The 16,733-nt window shown below is 74.7% G+C and carries 12 protein-coding genes; 9 read left to right on the top strand and 3 right to left on the bottom strand.

What is annotated here, in order from left to right; genetic code table 11:
- Positions 1-5: 5 nt before the first annotated feature.
- The 8 genes from ACH4F6_RS21695 (at position 6) to ACH4F6_RS21730 (ending at position 11,433) form a co-directional block, all read left to right on the top strand.
- On the top strand, positions 6-1,235 hold the full coding sequence (locus ACH4F6_RS21695) for a glycosyltransferase (RefSeq protein ID WP_397961909.1): 1,230 nt from the start codon (positions 6-8) through the stop codon (positions 1,233-1,235).
- The gene (locus tag ACH4F6_RS21700) at positions 1,232-2,314 is read left to right on the top strand and encodes a hypothetical protein (RefSeq protein WP_397961910.1); all 1,083 of its coding nucleotides are present in this window, start codon (positions 1,232-1,234) and stop codon (positions 2,312-2,314) included. Before ACH4F6_RS21695 ends, ACH4F6_RS21700 begins: the two co-directional genes overlap by 4 nt.
- Positions 2,305-3,225 (top strand): glycosyltransferase family 2 protein, encoded by a 921-nt coding sequence (locus ACH4F6_RS21705; RefSeq protein ID WP_397961911.1) that lies wholly within the window; start codon positions 2,305-2,307, stop codon positions 3,223-3,225. The genes ACH4F6_RS21700 and ACH4F6_RS21705 overlap by 10 nt, the downstream gene beginning before the upstream one ends.
- A complete protein-coding gene (locus tag ACH4F6_RS21710) occupies positions 3,222-5,024 on the top strand; it encodes an alcohol dehydrogenase catalytic domain-containing protein (protein ID WP_397961912.1) in 1,803 nt (600 codons plus the stop codon). Before ACH4F6_RS21705 ends, ACH4F6_RS21710 begins: the two co-directional genes overlap by 4 nt.
- Positions 5,021-6,112, top strand: a complete 1,092-nt coding sequence (locus ACH4F6_RS21715) for a hypothetical protein (protein WP_397961913.1) — start codon at positions 5,021-5,023, stop codon at positions 6,110-6,112. The genes ACH4F6_RS21710 and ACH4F6_RS21715 overlap by 4 nt, the downstream gene beginning before the upstream one ends.
- Positions 6,113-6,191: 79 nt before the next feature.
- Entirely contained in the window at positions 6,192-7,607 is a 1,416-nt protein-coding gene (gene tyrS / locus ACH4F6_RS21720; protein WP_397961914.1) for a tyrosine--tRNA ligase, read from the top strand.
- A gap of 172 nt (positions 7,608-7,779) precedes the next feature.
- Positions 7,780-9,345, top strand: coding sequence for a carbamoyltransferase C-terminal domain-containing protein (locus ACH4F6_RS21725; protein ID WP_397961915.1), 1,566 nt, complete (start codon positions 7,780-7,782; stop codon positions 9,343-9,345).
- Positions 9,346-9,531: 186 nt separating this feature from the next.
- Positions 9,532-11,433: an NAD-binding protein gene (locus tag ACH4F6_RS21730; protein WP_397961916.1), complete on the top strand. Its 1,902-nt coding sequence runs from the start codon at positions 9,532-9,534 to the stop codon at positions 11,431-11,433.
- Positions 11,434-11,665: 232 nt separating this feature from the next.
- On the opposite strand, the gene ACH4F6_RS21735 is transcribed toward ACH4F6_RS21730, so the two are convergent.
- Entirely contained in the window at positions 11,666-13,480 is a 1,815-nt protein-coding gene (locus tag ACH4F6_RS21735) for a prolyl oligopeptidase family serine peptidase (RefSeq protein ID WP_397961917.1), read from the bottom strand.
- Between the two features lie 250 nt (positions 13,481-13,730).
- On the opposite strand from ACH4F6_RS21735, the gene ACH4F6_RS21740 reads away from it, so the two are divergent.
- Positions 13,731-14,555 (top strand): SURF1 family protein, encoded by an 825-nt coding sequence (locus ACH4F6_RS21740; protein ID WP_397961918.1) that lies wholly within the window; start codon positions 13,731-13,733, stop codon positions 14,553-14,555.
- Here the strand turns inward: ACH4F6_RS21740 and ACH4F6_RS21745 are convergent.
- Together ACH4F6_RS21745 and ACH4F6_RS21750 are read right to left on the bottom strand one after the other, a co-directional pair.
- Positions 14,525-15,571, bottom strand: a complete 1,047-nt coding sequence (locus ACH4F6_RS21745) for a hypothetical protein (RefSeq protein WP_397961919.1) — start codon at positions 15,569-15,571, stop codon at positions 14,525-14,527. The two genes, ACH4F6_RS21740 and ACH4F6_RS21745, sit on opposite strands and share 31 nt — an antisense overlap.
- 134 nt (positions 15,572-15,705) lie before the next feature.
- Entirely contained in the window at positions 15,706-16,401 is a 696-nt protein-coding gene (locus tag ACH4F6_RS21750; protein ID WP_397961920.1) for a SigE family RNA polymerase sigma factor, read from the bottom strand.
- Positions 16,402-16,733 lie beyond the last annotated feature (332 nt).

Here is a 16,733-nt window from a genome sequence, read left to right on the forward strand (position 1 = left end):
CGCCCGTGCGCCGGCCCCGCGTGCTCTGGATCCCCTACGCCCAGCGCGGCAGCCTCTACCCGGTCGTCCCCGCGGTACGGGCGCTCGGCGCACTCGGCGCCGAGACCATGCTGCTCGGCCTGCCCCGCCTGGCGGACCTCGCCGCGGACCTGGGCACCGGCTTCATGCCGTACGAGGCGGAGTCCGGGATCAGCTACGACTGGTCGCGCCCCGACGGCCGGGACCGGCACGGCCTGGGCCCCGACAACGGCGCGGACTGGTTCCACGACCGGGTCGCGGCGGAGTACGCGCAGGCCGAGCGCGCCGTCCGGGACTTCCGGCCCGACGTCGTGCTGACCGACTCGTTCGTGATCGGCGCGGGCCTCGCCGCCGAGGGACTCGGCGTGCCCTGGGCGTCGTACGTCCACTACCTGTTCGACGAGGGCGCCGAGACGGACGACATGCACCGCGTCTGGTGGGAGCGGCCCGGGACGCCCGCGCTGGACGCCTACTGCGCCTGGTGGGACGGCGTGCGCGCCGCGGTCGGACTGGGCCCCGAACCGCGCGACCGCGCCGAGGCCCCCTGGTTCCGCATGTCGCCCCGCCTGACCTTCCTCCTCGGCCACCCGGGTCTGCGGCGCGGCGACCGCGCCCTGCCCGGCTTCGTCACCCGCACCTCGCTCCCCCCGTGGGACGAGGCCCCGCGGGACGCGGACGGCGGCACCGGCTCCCTCGCCGTGCCGGCGGACCGCCGCCGGGTGCTGGTGGCCAACAGCAGCGCCTGGCAGGACGACATCGCCCTCGTCAGCGCGGCGCTCGAGGGCCTCGCGGACACGGACGTCGAGATCGTGGCGACCGTCTCGGCCGACCACCGGCTCGGGATGCCGCTGCCCGCCAACGCCACCGTGCTGGGCTACCACCCGCACACGCGGCTGGTGCCGGCGGTGGACGCCGTGATCACGACGTCCGGGTACGGCATCGTCAGCAAGGCGCTGTGGTTCGGCAAGCCGCTGGTCACCGTCTCCCACGCGCGGGACCAGCACTACGTGGCCCAGGCGGTGCGCCGCCAGGGCTGCGGCATCGCCCTGGACTGGCCGCCCCGTCCCGAGGCGCTGGCCCGCGCGGTCCGGGAGGTCCTCGCCGACACCGCCCTGCACGAGCGGCTGCGCCGGCTGTCCGGCCCGCTCGCCGGCCACCCGTCCGCCAAGGACGTCGCGGCCGACCTGCTGTCCCTGGCCGGCGGGGACGGCCGGTGAGCGCCGCCCTCAGGGTGGTGCACGCGCCCGCCCGCACGCCGTACGCCCGCAAGCTCACCAACGACCGGATCGCGCTCGTCAACGGCACGGCGCCGCGCGGCGGCGAGGCCGTGCCCCGGGACATGAGCCTGACCTGGCTGCTCGCGCACCGGCCCTTCGACTGGTTCGACGTGCTGCACCTGCACCACGTGGAATTCGACGACCCGGCCACGCTGCGGTCGGTCCTTGCGGAGTGCTCCCGGGCGGGCCGGCGCGTGGTCTTCACCGCGCACGACGTCGGTCCCGTCTTCGGCGACCCGGGTGGCTACCACCGCAAGCTGCGCACGCTCGTCGACGCCCGGGTGCCGTTCGTCTGCCTGACCGAGACCTCCCGCGACGAGCTGCGCCGGCGCTTCGGCACCCGCGTCCGCACGTCCGTCCTCCCGCACGGCTACGTGGTCCCGCCGGACGCCGTCCCGGCGCCGCGTCCGGGCGACCCGGGCGTGCCCCGCTACTTCCTGTTCGGGTCCCTGCGCGAGAACCGGGACATCGCGACCGTCCTCTACAACTGGCGGTTCGGCCGCGCCCAGCGCGACACCTCGCTGTCGGTGCTGCTGCGCGCGCCCGGACCGGTGAACCTGCGGCAGGAGCGGGAGCGCTGGGACCTCCTCGGGCGCACCGCCGCGGCCGACCCGCGGCTGCGCGTCGACGTCCTGCCCTTCCCGTCGGACGACGACGTGGTCGAGGCGGCCCTCGGCTGCGACGCGCTGATCCTGCCGTACCTGTGGGGCTCGCACTCCGGGCAGCTGGAGCTCGCCTTCGACCTCGGGCTGACGCCGGTCGCCTCCGCGGTCGGCCACCTGCGCGAACAGTACCGCCGGCACGCCGGCGTCCTCGACGAGCCGATCTGGTTCGACTGGTCCGACGGCGACGAGTACGCCTACGGCGCACGCTTCCTCGCCGCGCTCGACGAGGCCGCGGCGCGCCTGCGGGCGGGCCGGCGCCCCCGGCGGGCGCGGGAGTTCGCCGAGCACCGCGCCCTGGAGCACGAGGCCGTGCTGGCCGGTCACGAGGAGGTGTACGCCCGCCGATGGACGTAGCCGCCACCGCGCCGCCCCGCATCTCGCTGTGCGTGCTCAACCACAACTACGCCCACTACCTCGGGCGGGCCGTGGAGAGCTGCCTCGCCCAGGAACCCGGCGCCTACCACCTGCAGGAGATCGTGGTCCTGGACGACGGCTCCACCGACGGCTCCCTCGACGTCTGCGCCCGCTACGGCGACCGCGTCCGGGTGGTCGCCCTGCCCCACGGAGGGTTCGGGGCGACCCTCAGCGAGGCCGTCCGGCGGTGCACCGGGGACTGGGTCGCCTTCCTGGACGCCGACGACTGGTTCGCCCCGGACAAGCTGCGCGTCGCCGCCGCGGGCCTGCGGCCCGGCGTCCGCTTCCTCCAGCACTGGGAGTACGTCGTCGACGGCGCGGGCGAGGCACTGGTGCCCGAGCCGCACCCCGGGGGGAACACGAGCACCCTCCTGGTGCACCGGGCCAGCGCGCTGAGCCTGCTGCCGGTGACGAACGAGAAGTTCTTCCACGTGCTCGACGACCTCGGCCTGGGCGCCCGGCTGCCCGAGCCGCTCACCCACTACCGGGTGCACGCGTCCAACATGACCGACCGCGCCACGCCCGGCTCCCACCAGGACTACATGGCCGGCGTCTGCCGCGCGCTGTCGGCACGGCTCACCGAGCTGGCCGCGGCCCCGCCCGACTGGGCTTCCGCGCACGCGCTGCGCCGGCTCGCCCTGCACTACCGGGCCGAGGCGCACGCCCACACCGTGGAGGCCGCCCTGCAGCGCGGGCGCCGGCCCGCGGCGTGGCGCCCGCTGCTGGCGGAGCTGCTGCTGACCGCCCGGGCCGGACGGGGCTGGCGCAGCAGGCTGCCCAGCGTCCGCAGCGTGCTCACCGGCCGTCCCTGCGTCCGTCTGGCCCCCGCGGCCGGCGAGGGGGCGTCATGACCCGCGCCGGGACCGGCCCCCTCCCGCGGGCCGTGGTGTTCGACCTGTTCGGCACCCTGGTCGACGCGCCGGCCCCCGAGGACCGCCGGACGGCGTCCCGGACGCTGGCGCGGCTGACCGGTGCCGGGACGGACACCGTCGAGCGGATCCTCCTGGACAGCTGGTCCGAACGCCACGACGGCCGGCTGCCCACCCTCCGGGCCCTGGCCGACCACCTGTGGCAGGCCTGCGGCGCGCCGCCCCCGGCGCCCTCCCCGGTGCGCTCGGCCCTCCTGCGGCTCGCCGCGGCCCGGCTGGTGCCGGCGCCCGGGGTGCGGGCGGTCCTGGAGGAGTTCCGCGCGCTGGGCGTCCGCGTCGGCCTGCTCAGCGACGCGTCCGCCGACATCGCCGAGGCGTGGCCCGCCGGCCCGCTCGCGCCCCTGGTCGACGTGGCCGTCTTCAGCTGCCGGGCCGGCGCCCTGAAACCCGAGCCCGGGCTGTACCGCGAGGTGCTGGAGCGCCTGGGGGTCCCGGCCCGGTCCGCCGTGTACTGCGGTGACGGCGGCGGCGACGAACTGCGCGGAGCGGCCGAGGCCGGCCTGACCGCGGTGCGCGTCGCCCGCCGCGGCGGTCCCGCGACCCTGTCCTTCGGCGCCGTCCCGTGGGCCGGCCCGTTCCTCGGCTCGGTCGAGGACCTGCCGGGCTTCCTGGGGGTCCCGAAGGGCGCCCGCCCGGTGCGGACGGGCGCGGACGGCGGCCCCCCGGCGGCCTCCCCGGGCGCCGTCGGTGCCGCAGGCGCCCCCGCCGGCGGCACCATGACGGCCTGGGAGGCGGACGGCGGCGCGCTCCGCCGGGTCCGCGTGCCGCGGCCGGTGCCGAAGGACGGCGAGGTCGTGGTCGACGTCGGGTTCTCGGGGCTGTGCGGAAGCGACCTGGCCAAGCTCGGGCGGTCGCCGGTGGCGGCGCCGCCCTGGGCCTGGCGGCCGGGGCACGAGATCGTCGGGCGGCGGACGGGGTCCGGCGCCGGGGACTGGGTGGTGGTCGACCCGCTGCTGCCGTGCGGGCGCTGCGCGGTGTGCGCGGCGGGCGACATCCACCTCTGCCCCGCGCTGCGCCGCCTCGGCTGGGACGTGCCCGGCGGCTTCGCCGAGCAGGTCGTCGCCCCTCGGGCGAACGTGCTCCCGCTCCCGGCCGGCGTCGACCCGGCGGCCGGTGTGCTGGCGGACGGCCTCGCCGTCGCCGTGCACGGCGTGCGCTGCGGTCTGCGCGGCCGTCCGCCCGCGGCCCTGGCCGTCGTCGGCTCGGGCCCGCTGGCCCTGGGCACCGCGGCCTGGGCGGCCGCGCACGGCTGGTCGGTCACCGTGGTGGCGCGTGACCCGGAACGGGTCGCCGACGTCACCGGCCGGCTCGACGCGGCCCTCGTGACGGCCGACCGGGCCCCGGAGGGCGGCTTCGACGCCGTCGTGGACGCGGCCAGCGGACACGACGACGCACCGCTGCGCACCGCCCTGCGCCTGGTGCGCGACGGCGGTGCCGTCGTGGTGCAGAACGCCTACGCCCCCGGGGTGCGCCTCGGCCACGACCTGCGTGACCTGTTCCGCCGCTCGGTCACGCTGGTGGGCTCGTTCAGCTACTGCCGCCGGCACGGCGAGGGCGACCTGCCTGAGGCCCTCGCGTTCCTGGCCCGGCACCCCGGCTGGACGAAACCGCTGGTGCACCACAGATTCCCGCTCCGCTCCCTGCCCGAGGCCGTCGCCGCGACGGCGGGCGCCCGGGACCCCAGGCCGATCAAGGCCGTACTCACTGCCGAGGAGGTATGAGCCGCGTGACCGAGCTGACGACGGACCCCCGGACCGGGGAGACCGGACCGGCCCAGCCCGTCCTGTTCTCCGAGGACTACTACCGCAGGATCATCAAGGAGTTCGACTACAGCCCCTTCGACCTCCGCCGATTCGACTTCTCACTGGCCGGGCTCGGGCAGGAGGAACTGAATCTGCGGTACCTCTGCCATCACGCGGCCGACCGCTATGTCGCGACACCCGTCGACCGCCGGATCGTCACGACCGGTTTCGGGATGTCGGGCGCCCCGCACATGGCGACCGCCTCCCACATCATGAAGATGGTCCGGCTCCAGGCCGGCGGCGAGAACTGCCAGATCGTGCTGGGCGACCTGGACGCCTACAACGGACGCGGCCGTTCGTACGGTTTCACGGAGGACCTCGCCGAGCGCTTCTGCGTATTCTCCGAACGCCTCGGCTTCGACGCCGTGCGGGGTGTGTTGCGGAACCAGCGGGACCATGCCGAGGCGCTGACCAACATGTACCTGCTCGGCCGGTACACCCAGGAGTCCGATTTCCAGGGCGCGGAGGAGGACAATCACGCCTACTACGCGTCCCGGGGCATCGTCGACGAGACGATGACCTTCCGCCGCCGCCTCTCGCTCGCCCTGATGGCGTCCGACTTCGTCACCCTGGGCCAGACCCACGAGGCCGTCCTGGTGCTGCTCGGCGTCGACGAACACAAATACGTACGGTTCGCGCAGGAGGTGGCCCGGCGTTTCGACGGGGACGCGCCGCTGCGCGGCGACTTCGCGCTGTCGGCGCTGTACGCCCGCCTCAACACCGGTTTCAACGGTCATCCGAAATTCTCGAAGAGCATTCCCGGATCGGGCATCAGCGTGGAGACCCCGGCCGCGGAGATCCGCTCCCTGGTGGAGAACGACGAAAGCCGCGACCCCGCGCATTCGCCGGTCTTCCAGCTCATGCACCAGATGACGTACTGTTCGCACGAGGAATTGGTGCGCATCAACCAGGACTGCCTGGAGAACAACTCCCGGTGGCGGGCCGAGAAGAAGAATTTCGCGGAATACCTGGTGACCGTCAAGGAAATGTGGCCGAGTGGGGAATGAATAGCACGGCGGACGACACAGCGGCTCGGGTAGACTCCGTTCGTTCTATGAGAAGAGCCTCGATCAATACAGGAACCCCATGACACGCCTCAGCGAGTCCGTAGCGCGCACCCTTGAGCTCCTCGCCCAGGACCTCTCCTCCGACAAGGTCGTGGAGGACCTGCTGGCCGAGACGAGCGCCAGGCGTCAGCTCGACATGTCCGACCTCTCCCCCGAGGAGCAGGCCCGGCTGATCGCCAGCCGTACGGTCGGCGTCCTGCCGTCGGCCGACGCGCTGGCCTCGGCCATCGCCGACGCCCGGGCCGAGGGCCGGCCGCTGCGGGTGAAGCTCGGAATCGACCCCACCGCCGCCGACATCCACCTCGGCCACACGGTTCCGATGATCATCCTCAGCCGCTTCCAGCGGATGGGGCACCAGGTGGTTCTGATCATCGGCGACATCACCGCGAAGATCGGCGACCCCTCGGGGCGCTCCGACGAGCGGCCGCCGCTGACGGACGAGGACATCGCCCGGAACCTGTCCACCTACCGGGACCAGGTCAAGCCGTACTTCGACTTCGAGAAGGCCGAGTTCCGTCACAACAGCGAGTGGCTGTCGGAGGTCCGGCTGCCGGAGCTGATCGGCGTGCTGTCCCAGATCCCGGTGTCGATGTCCCTCCAGCGGGAGGACTTCCGCACCCGCCTGGCCGCCGGACACGGACTGGCGATGTCGGAGTTCATCTACGCCGTGGTGATGGCGCTGGACTCCGTGAAGATCGACGCCGACGTCGAGCTGGGCGGCGTGGACCAGCTGCTGAACATGCAGATGGGCCGGAAGGTCATGGAGATCTCGGGGCAGAAGCCGCAGCTCGTCGTCAGCATGCCGCTGATCGAGGGCACCGACGGCACCGGCGCCAAGATGAGCAAGAGCAAGGGCAACTACATCGCCCTGACGGCGACCCCGGACGACATCTACGGCAAGATCATGTCGATCCCGGACCGGCTGACCGTGCAGTACCTCAAGGCGTGGACCGAGTGGACCGACGACGAGGTGGACGCCGCGGTCGCGCGGATCGAGGACAAGTCGCTGCACCCGATGGACCTGAAGAAGGTCGTGGCCGGCGAGGCCGTCGCGGCCCTGCACGGCACCGAGGCCGCGGCCGCCGCCCGCCACCACTTCACCTCCCAGTTCTCCAAGAGGACGTTCGCCGAGGTGGACTCCCTGCCGGTGGTGGACGAGGCGCAGGGCACCGAGTCCGTCGGCGCCGTGCTGACCCAGGTCCTGGGCTTCACGCCGAGCACCTCCGCCGCCCGCCGGCTCGCCAAGCAGAACGCCCTGCGCGTGGTGCTGGAGACCGACGCGGGGCAGCAGATGGCGAACCTGGCCGAGGGCGACGTCATGCGTCCCCTGCACGACGCCGTCAAGGACGCGCTCGCCGCCGCGGGCCTGACCCCGACCCCGGACAACGTCTACCTCAAGGCAGGCCGCAAGGTGGCCCGGGTCGACGGCGTGTAACCCCCGTCGACCCGGCGGGGCGCACGCCTCCTGAACCGCACGGCACCGACGGCCCAGTACAGAACGCACACCAGGTGCGAGACACCGGCGGGGCTCGTCGGCGCGGCCTCTTCCGCCGCGCCGGCGAGCCCCGTTCCCGTTTCCATTCGCATGACGGAGAGGACACAGCCAAGTGCTGGTATTCGCGCTCAAGCCGGGCCATGACGGCACCATCGCCGTACTGCGTGATCGGCGACTGCTGTACTCGCTGGAGTCGGAGAAGGACTCCTTCGGGCGCTACACCACCGTGAACGTGAACACCGTCCTGGAGATCGCCGAACACGTCGACGCCCTGCCGGACGTCGTGGCCCTCGGCGGCTGGCGGGAGCAGGGGACCATGCGCCACCGCTCCATCGGAGCCGGCTACGACGGACTCGACACCTTCCTCGAGCGCCCCGCCCGCTTCTTCGGCAAGGAGGTGCGCTTCTTCAGCTCCTCCCACGAGCGCTCCCACGTGATGATGGCGCTCGGGATGGCGCCGCGGGGCGAGCACCCCCTGCAGACGGTCCTCGTCTGGGAGGGCGACACCGGCGCCTTCTACCTCGTCGACGACGCGTTCCGGATCGTGCGGACGATACCCGTGCTCTCCGAACCGGGCGGGCGCTTCTCCTTCCTGTTCGGCCTGGCCGACCCGACCTTCCCCGACGAGGGCGCGCTGCCCCGGCTGAACGACGCCGGCAAGCTGATGGCGCTCGCCGCGTTCGGCGACGCCGACGACGCGGACGCCGATGTCGTCGCCGCGGTGGACCGGCTGCTGAGCGCCGACACCGTCTACCCGGCGCCGAAGAAGGACTTCCGGGACAGCGTCCTGTACAACGCGGGCGTCGAGTCCCAGGTGACCAAGACGGCCGCGGCCCTGCTCAGCCGGCGCATCTTCGACCTGTTCGCGGCGACGGCCCGGGAACACCTGCCGCAGGGCACGCCGCTGCGCATCTCGGGAGGGTGCGGGCTGAACTGCGACTGGAACGCCGCCTGGGCCGAGTTCGACCACTTCTCCTCGGTGTTCGTCCCGCCCTGCACCAACGACTCCGGTTCCGCCATCGGCACCGCCGTCGACGCGCTGCACCGGCTGACCGGCGACCCCCACATCGACTGGGACGTCTACAGCGGGCTGGAGTTCGTGCACGACACCGAGCCGGACCCCGCCCGCTGGCAGAGCGCCCCGGTGGACGACACCGCCCTGGCCGGCGCCCTCGCGCAGGGCCGGGTGGTGGCCTGGGTGCAGGGGCGCTGGGAGATCGGCCCGCGCGCCCTCGGCAACCGCTCGCTGCTGGCCGAGCCGTTCCGCGAGGAGACCCGGGACCTGCTCAACACCATCAAGCAGCGGGAGGGCTACCGGCCCATCGCGCCGGTCTGCCGCCTGGAGGACACCGCACGGGTCTTCGACAAGGACTTCGAGGACCCGTACATGCTGTACTTCCGCCGGGTGCTCCCCTCCGCGGGGATCGCGGCGGTCACCCACGTGGACGGTTCCGCCCGCGTCCAGACCGTCAGCCCCTCCACCAACGCCCGGCTGCACACCCTGCTGTCGGCGTTCGCCGCCGAGCGCGGGGTGGGCGTGCTGTGCAACACGTCGCTCAACTTCAACGGGCACGGCTTCATCAACCGGATGTCCGACCTCGTGCGCTACTGCGAGTCCCGGGGCGTCCGCGACATGGTCGTCGGCGAGCGGTGGTACCGGGCACGCGCCCACGGCTGACGCTCCGGCACCGGCCTCGGCGCCCGGGCCCGTCCGGGACGCCCGTGTCCTGCCTCCGCGCCGTCCGGCCGCACGGTCCGGCCCGCCCACGGCACTTGTGGAACCACCCGTCCCGGTGGGGCAGTCCTTCCCCTCGTGGGGAGCGTTCCGAATCAGAGTGCGCCGGCGGGTGACACCGCCGGGCACATGGTGGTGTGCGGTGACGACGGGCTCGCGCACCGGCTGGCGGCCGAGCTGCGGCACGTGTACGGGGAGCAGGTCACGCTCGTCGTGCCGCCCGCCGAGCGCACGGTACGGCCGCCGGTCGTCGGGCGGGCCCGCGCGGTGTCGGCGGCGCTGCTGGACCGGGTGGTGAGCGCGGCCGTCAACCGGGCCTCCGGCAGCGGCGGCAACGGCCCGGCGGGGGCCGCCGCCGGGAACGGCGACCACGCGCCGGCCGTACCGCCGTCGGAGGCCGCCGAGCCCACCGAGGCGGTGCTCACCGAGGCCGGGGTGGAACGGGCCGCCGCGCTGGCGCTCGTGTACGACGACGACGAGACGAACATCCGCGCCGCCCTCACCGCCCGCCGGATCAACCCCCGGCTGCGGCTCGTCCTGCGCCTGTACAACCGCAGGCTGGGGCAGCACATCGAAGAACTCCTCGACCAGGCGGCCGCGCTGGCGGTGGGCGGCGCGGCGGGGGACGCGGCCCCGGGCGACGCGTCGACGACGGTGCTGTCCGACGCCGACACCGCCGCGCCCGCGCTGGCCGCGACCGCCGTCGCCGGGACCACCAAGGTCGTCCAGACGGACGGGCTGCTGCTGCGGGCCGTCGAGCGTCCGCCGCCCGGGTCCGGGCGGGCCGCCGACCCCGGCCTGGCCACCCTCGCCCTGCTGTCCTCCACGAGCAACGACCCCTCCTTCGCGGACGGTTCCGACACCAGCGGGGAGCAGGGACCGCGGCTGCTGCCGGACGCGGCGACGGTGGCCGCCGCGACCGGGCGGGGCAGCGTCGTCCTGGAGCAGGTGGCGTACGCGGCCGGGACCGCGCTGCCGTCGGGGCGGGGCGTCGGGGTCGTGGCGCCCTTCGCCTCGCTGTTCTCGCGGCGGCTGCGGTGGTCGCTGGCCGGCCTGGTGGGGTGTGTGATCGCCCTGGCGGTGGCGTTGTGGCTGGTGACCGGCGTCCACCCGCTGGGCGCGGTGTACCAGACGCTGCTGGACCTGTTCGCGATCAACGATCCGGCGGTGGGGGCGTCGACCCAGCGGCAGGTGCTGCAGCTCCTGTCCGGCCTGGTCGGGCTGCTGCTCCTGCCGGTGCTGCTGGCGGCGGTGCTCGAGGCGCTGGGGACGTTCCGCGGGGCGGGCACCCTGCGCAGGCCGCCGCGCGGGCTGGGCGGGCACGTCGTGCTGCTCGGGCTCGGGAAGATCGGGACGCGGGTGCTGACGCGCCTGCGCGAGCTGGACATCCCCGTGGTGTGCGTCGAGGCCGCGCCCGAGGCGCGGGGGGTCGCGGTGGCACGGCGGCTGCGGGTGCCGGTGGTGCTCGGGGACGTCACCCAGGAGGGGGTCCTCGAGGCCGCCAGGATCCGCCGGGCGCACGCCCTGCTCGCGGTGACCAGCTCCGACACGACGAATCTGGAGGCCGCGCTGTACGCGCGGTCCCTGCGGCCCGACCTCCGGGTGGTGCTGCGGCTGTACGACGACGACTTCGCGACCGCCGTGTACCGCACGCTGCGGGCCGCCCACCCGCACGCGCTCACCCGGAGCCGGAGCGTGTCGCACCTGTCGGCGCCGTCCTTCGCCGGGGCGATGATGGGCCGGCAGATCCTGGGGGCGATCCCGGTGGAGCGGCGGGTGCTGCTGTTCGCCGCGCTGGAGGTCGGGGGGCACGCGCAGCTGGCCGGGAAGACGGTCGGGGAGGCGTTCCGGGCGGGGTACTGGCGGGTGCTGGCGCTGGACACGGGCCGGGAGGGGCAGGGCGGGTCCGGACTGGTGTGGGACCTCCCCGACACGTACGTCCTGCGGGACTCGGACCGGGTGGTGCTGGCGGCCACCCGCAAGGGGCTGGCGGAGCTGCTGGGACGCAGGCGCAGGGCCCCGGGGACGTAGGGGTCCGGTCGTGCGGGGGCCCGGTGGTGCGGGGCGGGCCGGGGCGGGGCGGGCGCACGACCCGGCCCGCCCCGGCGCCGGCCCGGCGCCGACGGGGTGCCGCCGCGACCGCCCGTGCCGCCCGGGGTCCCCCGGGCCCTTGCCCAGGCCCTCGCTCGGGTCCTGGAGGCACCGGGGGGGGGAGGCACGACCGCCCGCGGCCGAGCGCGCCGCGCGACGGCACCCTCGTCGGCTAGCCCACGTACCGCTCCGCGAACTCCAGCTCCAGTCTCACCTGCTTGATCCGCTCGTCGACCACCAGGGAGCCGTGTCCCGCGTCGTAGCGGTACACCTCGTGGACGGCGCCGCGGGACTCCAGGCGCTTGACGTAGTTGTCGATCTGGCGGATGGGGCAACGGGGGTCGTTCACCCCCGCGGAGATGTAGACGGGAGCCTTGACCCGGTCGACGTAGGTCAGGGGCGAGGACGCCTCGAAGCGCTCCGGGACCTCCTCCGGGGTGCCGCCCAGGAGGGTGCGGTCCATGGCCTTCAGAGCCTCCATCTCGTCGTGGTAGGCCGTGACGTAGTCGGCGACGGGCACCGCCGCGATGCCCACGGTCCACGCGTCGGGCTGGACGCCGAGGCCGAGGAGGGTGAGGTAGCCGCCCCAGGAGCCGCCGGTGAGGACCAGCCGCTCGGGGTCGGCCAGGCCCGACTCGACCGCCCACGCGCGGACCGCGGCGATGTCCTCCAGCTCGATCAGGCCCACCCGGTGCTTCAGGGCGTCCGTCCAGGCGCGGCCGTAGCCCGTCGAACCGCGGTAGTTGACGCGGACGACCGCGTAGCCGTGGTCCACCCAGGCCGCCGGGGCCGCCGCGAAGGAGTCGCTGTCGTGCCAGGTGGGACCGCCGTGGATGTCGAACACGGTGGGCAGGGGGCCGCTCGCGCCCCGCGGCCGCTGCACCAGGGCGTGGATGCGGCCGCCGGGGCCCTCCACCCACACGTCCTCCACCGGGACCGAGCCGGGGGACTTCATGCCGGGCGGGTCCAGGACCACCTCGCCCGTCGTCGAGCGGACCACCGGCGGCCGGGCGGCGGAGGACCACAGGTACTCCACGCTGCCGTCGGGGCGGGCCGTCGCCCCGGACACCGTGCCCGGCGGGGTCGCCACCCTCACCAGCTCGCGGGTCGCCAGGTCGTAGCGGAACAGCTCGCTGCGGGCCTCGAAGCCGTGCGCGACCAGCAGGCCCGAGCCGTCCGGGTACCACTCGGCGCTGACGTCGCCCGGCAGGTCCAGCGCCAGGTCCGTCTCCTCGCCGGTCGCCACGTCCCACACCAGCGGCTCCCAGCGGCCGCGGCGCTGGTGGCCGACGAGCAGCCGGCTGTCGCCCTCGACGGGGGCGAAGCCGAGCACCTCCAGGCCCAGTTCCTCGGTGCCGCCCTTGGTGTCGTCGAGCTCGGCGACCGTGGTGCCGTCGGGGCGCAGGACGCGCAGCGCGGAGTGCATCGCGTCGCCGTGCTCGGTGTGCTCGATCGCGATGAGGGTGCCGTCGTGGGAGAGGTCGCCCACGCCCGCCGACTCGCGGTGGCGGTACAGCTCGAACGGGGGTTCGCCGGCCCGGGTCACGTGGATGGTCGTGCCCTCCTCGTCGGTGGAGCGGCCGACCACCGCCGTGCGGCCGTCGCGGCCCAGCGCGAGACCCGCCGGGTAGGACGGGCCCAGGCCGGGTGTCGCCGGCTCGTCCTCACCGCCCCGGAACGGCTGGCGGCGCCAGACGCCGAACTCGTCGCCGTCCTTGTCGTCGAACCACCAGATCCACGCGCCGTCCGGGGAGAGCACGCCGTCCGTCGTGCCGTTCGCCCGGTTCGTCACCTGGCGCTGGGTGCCGGTCGCCCGGTCCCAGGCGTACAGCTCGTACGTCCCCGTCGCGTTGGAGACGAACAGGGAGTGGTCCGGGGCGTCCTCCGCCCAGTCCGGCAGCGACACCCGGGGTGCCCGGAAGCGCTTCTCCCAGTCCGGCATCTCCTCGTACCGCTGCGGTGCGGCGGACCCGTTGCTCTCAGTCATGGCCCCATACTGCCCGCCCACAGTGACGACACAGCACCGAGGTCCCCAGCCTGTGGATAACTCTGCACGCACCCCGCCCCGTCCCCTCACCCCCGCCTCCCCCGGCCGGCCCCCGCCCCCGACCGGCCCCCGGCCGACCCCCACCGCCGTCCCGCGGCCCCGCGCCCCCGGCCTCGCGAGCCGCGAGCCGCGAGCCACCGAACCCTCCCCCGCGGACCGCTCCCCCGTCCGCGCCCCGTACCGTGGAGGCGTGTACCGGTTTCTGCTGACGCCCCGCTGGTGGGGGATCAACGTCTTCGTCCTGCTGGCCATCCCGTTCTGCGTGTTCATGGGGTCCTGGCAGCTGAGCCGGTTCGAGGCGCGGGTCGACGACCACCACAGCGCGCAGGAGCAGGCCTCGTCGGCGCGGACCGAGGCGGCGCGCCCGCTCTCCGAGATGCTGCCCGTCGACAAGTCCACCTCCGGCAGGCACGTCACCGCGACCGGCCGGTACGGCGAACAGCTGCTGGTCCCGGACCGCGAGGTCGACGGCAGGAACGGCTTCTACGTGCTGACCCTGCTGCGCACGGACGCCGGCAAGGCCCTGCCCGTCGTCCGCGGCTGGCTGCCCGGCACGGCCGACGCGGCGAAGGCCCCGGCCCCGCCCGCCGGCGAGGTCACCGTCACCGGCGCGCTCCAGGCCTCCGAGACGCCCGGTGACAACGGCGTGCGCGCGCAGGGCGGCCTGCCCGCCGGCCAGACCGCCGCGATCAGCTCGGCCTCCCTGGTGAACCTGGTCTCCTACGACCTCTACGACGCCTGGGTCACGCTCGACACCGCCGACCCGGGGATGACGGCGGTGCCCGCGAGCGCGCCGACCGGCACCGGGCTGGACCTGAAGGCGTTCCAGAACCTCGGCTACACCGGCGAGTGGTTCGTCTTCGCCGGGTTCGTGGTGTTCATGTGGTTCCGGCTGCTGCGCCGCGAGGTGGAGTTCGTGCGGGACGCGGAGCTGGGGATCGCCCCGGAGGGCACGGTCCCCTCCCCCGCGACGGACGCCGGGGCTCACGACGAGGCCAGCACGCCCGTCCGGTAGATCGTGCCCGCGCACGCGTCCGGCACCGTCGCCGACGCGCTGGGGGAACCGCCCTCCGCGGTGTACGTCACCACGACGCTGCCGTCGGCCGTGCCGTCCTCGACGAGCAGCTGGGTGGCGGCGCCGTCGGTCCCGGCGGACGTGGAGCCGGGGGCGCCGGACTGCTCGCTGGGGGACGGGTCGGGGGAAGCCGAGCTGCCGCCGTCGCCGCCGCCGCTGCCGCTGCCGCTGTCGGTGGGACAGGTCTCCGAGGGCACCCAGGCGAACTTCACGTCGTAGGCCGAGCCCGGGGCGAGGGACAGCCGGGAGACGTACAGGGAGGGGTCGGACAGGGCCGCCGCCGCGTCGCCGGAGGTGTGCTCCACCACGCTGATCTTCGAGGCGTCCGCGGCGCCCTGCGCGGTGGGCGTCACCGAGACGCTCCCGCCGACGGTGCAGGCGCTCGCGGAGACGTTGACGACACGGAAGGTGCCGTAGACGATGCCGGCCGCGTCGGGGACCTCGACCCCCGCGGTGGCCTCGCCGAGCTGGGACGCCGTGCAGGCGGGGGCGTCCGACGGGGTGCCGGCGGAGGGGTCGCCGCTGCCGGCGGAGCCGGTGGCGGCGCCGGGGTCCTTGTCCGGACCGGTGCCCTGGGTGCCGTCCTCGCCCCGCTCACCGGTCCGGTCCGCCGAGTCGCCGGTCCTGCCGCCGACGCCGCCGTCGGGGACCTTGCCCTCCCCGCCGCCCTGGGTCTGCGAGGCCTGGCCGGCGATGGCCGGGTCGGCGTCGGGGCCGCCGGCGCCCGACACGTGCAGGAGGGCGGGGACGGCGGTGCCGACGAAGAGCGCCGCGGCCGCCATGCCGACGGCCGCCTGCCGCTTGCGGGCCCGGCGGGCCGGGACGGCCCGCCGCAGGTGCTCCAGCGTCCCGTCGCGCGGCTCCATCTCCTGGACCGCGCTGTGCAGCATCCGGCGCAGTGCCAGCTCGTCCGAGTCGAGCCCCTCGGGGCCCTGGTCGTCGAGGTGGTGGTTCACGGTTCCGTTCCCAGCGTGCGATTGCTTCGGCTCTTGCTCGTGCGGCTGTGCGCCCGTCGGCCCGCGCTCCGCGTCGGGGCCGCGCCGCCCGCGCTCCCGCCCTTCACGTGGGTCTCCGCCCTCCGCCCGCCCGCTCACTGCCGCGCCTCCATGGCGACGCGCAGGGCGGCGATGCCGCGGGAGCCGTACGCCTTGACCGAGCCGAGCGAGACGCCGAGGGTCTCGGCGACCTGGGCCTCGGTCATGTCGGCGAAGTACCGCAGGACGAGGACCTCGCGCTGGCGGCGCTGCAGGCCCTTCATCGCCTTGATGAGGGAGTCGCGCTCCAGCTGGTCGTAGGCGCCCTCCTCCGCGCTGGCCATGTCCGGCATCGGCTTGGACAGCAGCTTCAGTCCGAGGATGCGGCGGCGCAGGGCGGAGCGGGAGAGGTTGACGACCGTCTGGCGCAGGTAGGCGAGGGTCTTCTCGGGGTCGCGGACGCGCTTGCGCGCGGAGTGGACGCGGATGAAGGCCTCCTGGACGACGTCCTCGCAGGAGGCGGTGTCGTCGAGGAGCAGGGCGGCGAGACCGAGCAGCGAGCGGTAGTGGGCCCGGTAGGTCTCGGTGAGGTGGTCGACAGTGGTGCCGGCCGCCACCGCTTCCTGTGCGTACTCGGCGGTGTCGGCGCCGTCACGCTGGCTGGGTATGCGGGTCGGCCGCGCTGCGGGCATGGGCGCGATCACCGGCATGCCGCCGGGCGCCCCGGCCGGACGGCGGGGACGAGGGGCGCTGCGGGGCGGCCGCAGGGCCGTGCCGCGGGCCGCCGCGGGGAAGTCGAGTACCTCTGCCACGCCAGTTGGACACACGTCCCCCCGTGGGGGTTGTACGCGCCGGGCATCGCATTCCCGCCGTACGGCGAAAGGCGCGCCCGCCGGACGCCGGACGGTCTCCCGTGCGACGCCCGTCCCGCCGGCTCCCCGGACGCCCGTCCCGCGCCGGCCGGCACCACCACTGACGGCGTCTCACATGCCCTCATGTGTTCCGCTCTTCCCCTATGTCCCATATGAACGGGCGCCCCCACGCCCCGATCACGGCGTCCCCTGTGCGCCGGGATCACCTCTCCGCGCGCCCCCGGAGGGCGACCGCAAAGACGCTCCCCGCACTCCGCGTGGTTGCGGGGTGC

The sequence above is a fragment of the Streptomyces sp. NPDC017936 genome (assembly GCF_044328485.1).
Taxonomy (GTDB): domain Bacteria; phylum Actinomycetota; class Actinomycetes; order Streptomycetales; family Streptomycetaceae; genus Streptomyces.